A 3,480-nucleotide genomic window follows, 5' to 3' on the forward strand; every position below is an offset into this window, starting at 1 on the left:
GGGCCACGGACTTCGCCCGGCTGTGCCGCGAACGCGCGGGCGACCCGCGCCGAAGCGTCGTGGGCAACGGGATGGTCATCGAGCAGGCGCAGATCCTCACCACGCACAACCTGGCCGTCCTGGTCGGGGCCGGGGCGCGGCCCGCGTGCGGGTGGGCGGAGCTGGCCCGGCGCGCCCACACCCTGACCGTGCGGACCGTGGAGAGCCTGCCCCGGGTGTTCCCGCCCCTGCCCCACGTCAAGAACGCGGCCTTCGCCTGGCGGCAGACGGTGTTCTTCCTGTCCCTGTGCACCGAGGCAGAGCAGCGCGAGGTGACGGCGTGGATGGTGGGGCTGGCCCCCGACCAGCCCCACCACACGCGCGAACGCCTGGAGCCGGTGCTGGCCGGACTGCGCCGGGTGGTGGAGGGAGAGCCCCTGGAGGAGACCGGGGCCCCCACGGGAAGGCGCCGCTTCCTGGGCTGGGCCGGGCGGCACTGGATGCTCCAGATCGCCCCGCGGGCCCTGCGCGGCGCGGACCGTCCCTGAAGTCCGGCGCCGCGCCGACAGCACGGGGTGACCGGTGCGGGGCATCCGTCCACGCTGCCCCGCACCGGCGGTACGGGCGCACCCGCACGGATCCATTTTACGGACTCGGGGGGAAGGGCGACCAGCGGTCCGGGAAATTCGTGCGGTGTTCGGTTCTCCGAAGGGAGGCCGCTCCGGTCGCACACCAGGCGGAGGGTGGCCGATTCCCAGCCCCTTCCTCCGGTTGCCAAGGTTTGACACCGAACACCGTTTTCATGTGCGTTGTTACTCTTTGTTCACCCTTTGTGATAATACAAGGAAGCTCTACCTTTATGTCGTAGATTTCTAGTCGTCGAAACCCGTGCGCCCCCCGGACACGGCGCTCCGCCGCGCGGACGCACCGCGGACCTGGGGCCGACCCGGGCCGCCTGGCAGGTGTGCACGCGGCCCGGTCGGCCGTGGTCCGTTCGGGTTCGCAGGGGAAGGTCGGGGCTCGTTGGCGCGGCTGGCATGGACCCGGGGACGCCCGGGTACGGCCCTGAAGCCGCCACGGAGTCCCCTGGAGCGCGGGCGTCGGCTCCGTCTCCGACACGCTCCCCCCGACCAGCCGCGCCGGTCCGGTGGGTGCCGCCAGCATCCAACGGCACACCCCCGACGGACAACCCCAGCGGCACCCCGGGGCACAGGCGTAGGCACCCTTCCCTCACGCGGGCCACGGCCCCAGGAAGGTTCAGGGCCGGTCGGTAGCACACTTGTGAGGGCATGACCGAAAGGAGGGCGTCTCCTCCGCTTCCCCCGTTCCCGTCGGTTCCCTCCCCCCGCGATGTCCCGACGGCGGAAAGGACGCGGAACAACGAAGGACACCGAGCGGATATTCCCGGTGCAAAGGACGGAAAACGGTGGACGTCGGGCCCGGGCGCAGCCGGTGCAGGCCCCGAAGAAGATCGCCGTTCCGCTATCGGTACGCGGCCGGGGGAAAGCCCGCCCCGGCCTCAGCGGTCTCCGGCCGGCGCCTGCGGGGCAGGCGTCGTCCGCCCCGCCGGGGAGGCCAGGAGCGCGAGACGGTCCGCGCTCTCCGGATGTGCGCGGTCGGGGTGGTAGATGACGAGCAGTTGCTCGTCGGTGTCGTCGATGGCGAGTTTGGACACGTTCAGGTCCATGGGGCCGACCCGGGGGTGGTCGACGCGGACGAGGCCGCCGCGGGGTGGACGGACATCGTGACGTGCCCAGGCCCGCCGGAAGGCCTCACTCGCCAGGGACAGCTCCTCCACCAGTTGCGCGACTCGCGGATCGCGCGGATCCGTTCCCACACGCCTGCGGAACATCGCGACCATCTCCCGCCGGTCGAGGTACAGGTGGTTGTCCGTGTCGAGGAAGGCCGCGCGCAGCAGGTTCACGCCCGGCCTCAGCTCCGGGGAGAGCGCGCGTGCCAGAGGGTTGCTCGCGAGCACGTCCGCGTACCGCCCGGCGACGAACGCCGGTGCGTCGACCGTGTGGAGAAGGTCGAGGACCCGGGGAGCGAGGGTCTCCCCCCGACGGGGTTCACCACGCGAGGGCCGCGGAGCGGTGCCCAGTCCGAGCAGGTACTGGGTGGAGGGTCCGTCCAGTCGCAGCGCCCGCGCGATCGACCCGAGTACCTGGGCCGAGGGGTTGCGGTTACGTCCCTGCTCCAGCCGCAGGTAGTAGTCGGAGCTGATGCCCGCGAGCAGGGCGACCTCCTCGCGGCGCAGCCCGGGAACACGGCGGCGGGAGTCCTCGGGGAGGCCGACCGCCTGGGGGGTCACCAGCTCCCGTCGGGCACGCAGGTACTCACCCAACGGGTTCTGTCTGTCGGTTCCGCGTCCTGTCATCACCCCGGATGGTATCCGCCCGGACGGGGGGAGCGCCTGGTCCTGTCACTCCCAGGATGAAGGCGGCCTACCCGGGACTGGCGGCGATAGCGGATCGTCGCTGGGGAGCGCGGCGCACGCCGTCAGGTACCCGCGCTCGGCCCGTATGTCCGACCCGAACAAGGGAGGTCCTCGTGTCCTCGGATCGCATCGCTCTGGTTACCGGAGCCAACCAAGGTATGGGCAAGCAGGTCGCGAAGGAGCTGACCGCCGACGGGGTGACCGTGTTCGTCGGTTCCCGCGACGCCGCCCGCGGCGAGGCGGCCGCCGCCGAGATCGGAGCCGGCGCGACCCCGCTCCAGCTCGACGTGACGGATCCTGAGTCGGTCGCCTCGGCGGCCCAGCGGCTCCGTGAGGAGGCCGGTCGGCTCGACCTCCTCGTCAACAACGCCGCCGTCTCCACCACTCGGCAGGGTGTCGACATGGCCGAACTGCGCTCCTTCGCAGCGGCGAGCGTGGTCCCGCTGGAGGAGGTGCGGGCTGTCTGGGAGGTGAACGTCTTCGGGCCTGTGGCGGTGTACCAGGCCGTGCTCCCGCTGCTCCGCCTGTCATCGGACGCACGCATCGTCAACGTCACGAGCGCGCTCGGTTCTCTGACGACCGTCACCGACCCGACTCTCCCCTACCACGCGCTCTTCGAGCCGGTCTACGCGGCGTCGAAGGCGGCGCTCAACGCCGTGACGGTGGCGATGATGGCCGAGCTCCGGGACTCCGGTGTCAAGGTCAACCTCGTTTCGCCGGGGTTCGCGAACACCTCGCTGGTCAACTTCGAGGGCACGGAGTCGGTCGAGGACGCCGCTCGTGAGATCGTGCGTGTCGCCCGGCTCGGGCCCGAAGGGCCCTCCGGCACCTTCACGACGTGGGAGGGAGCGAACCTCCCGTGGTGAGTCCACAGGGCTGATCCGTCAGCGCCGCGTGCTCTCAGCCGTACGGGCACGGCCCAGCGATGACAGGGTGCGACACCTGTCACACGGGACTTCTGGGGGCGTGGGCGGCGGGTTCCGGCGTTTCCCGGCGTTCCCAGACGGTATGCGGGGAGGGTTCGCCGAAGGGCCGCCGATGCGGGCCGGGCCCCATCGGCGGGT

The 3,480-nt window shown here is 71.5% G+C and carries 2 protein-coding genes and 1 pseudogene; 2 read left to right on the forward strand and 1 reads right to left on the reverse strand.

Features of this window, described 5'->3' with window-relative positions:
• Positions 1-527 (forward strand): annotated as a pseudogene (locus DQW06_RS04845) (transcriptional regulator); the annotation flags it as partial.
• Between the two features lie 971 nt (positions 528-1,498).
• Here DQW06_RS04845 and DQW06_RS04850 read toward each other — a convergent pair.
• Positions 1,499-2,356, reverse strand: a complete 858-nt coding sequence (locus DQW06_RS04850; RefSeq protein WP_071622248.1) for a helix-turn-helix domain-containing protein — start codon at positions 2,354-2,356, stop codon at positions 1,499-1,501.
• A 173-nt stretch (positions 2,357-2,529) separates the two neighbouring features.
• Between DQW06_RS04850 and DQW06_RS04855 the strand changes: the two genes are divergently transcribed.
• Positions 2,530-3,282: an SDR family NAD(P)-dependent oxidoreductase gene (locus DQW06_RS04855; protein WP_013153548.1), complete on the forward strand. Its 753-nt coding sequence runs from the start codon at positions 2,530-2,532 to the stop codon at positions 3,280-3,282.
• Positions 3,283-3,480 lie beyond the last annotated feature (198 nt).

Origin of the sequence: Nocardiopsis sp. TNDT3 (assembly GCF_003427465.1) — a bacterium.
GTDB classification, from domain to species: Bacteria; Actinomycetota; Actinomycetes; order Streptosporangiales; family Streptosporangiaceae; genus Nocardiopsis; species Nocardiopsis dassonvillei.

What these genes read in the sequence shown, in the direction of transcription:
- DQW06_RS04850 (WP_071622248.1), bottom strand. Translation starts at nt 2,356, where the DNA reads ATGACAGGACGCGGAACCGACAGACAGAACCCGTTGGGTGAGTACCTG.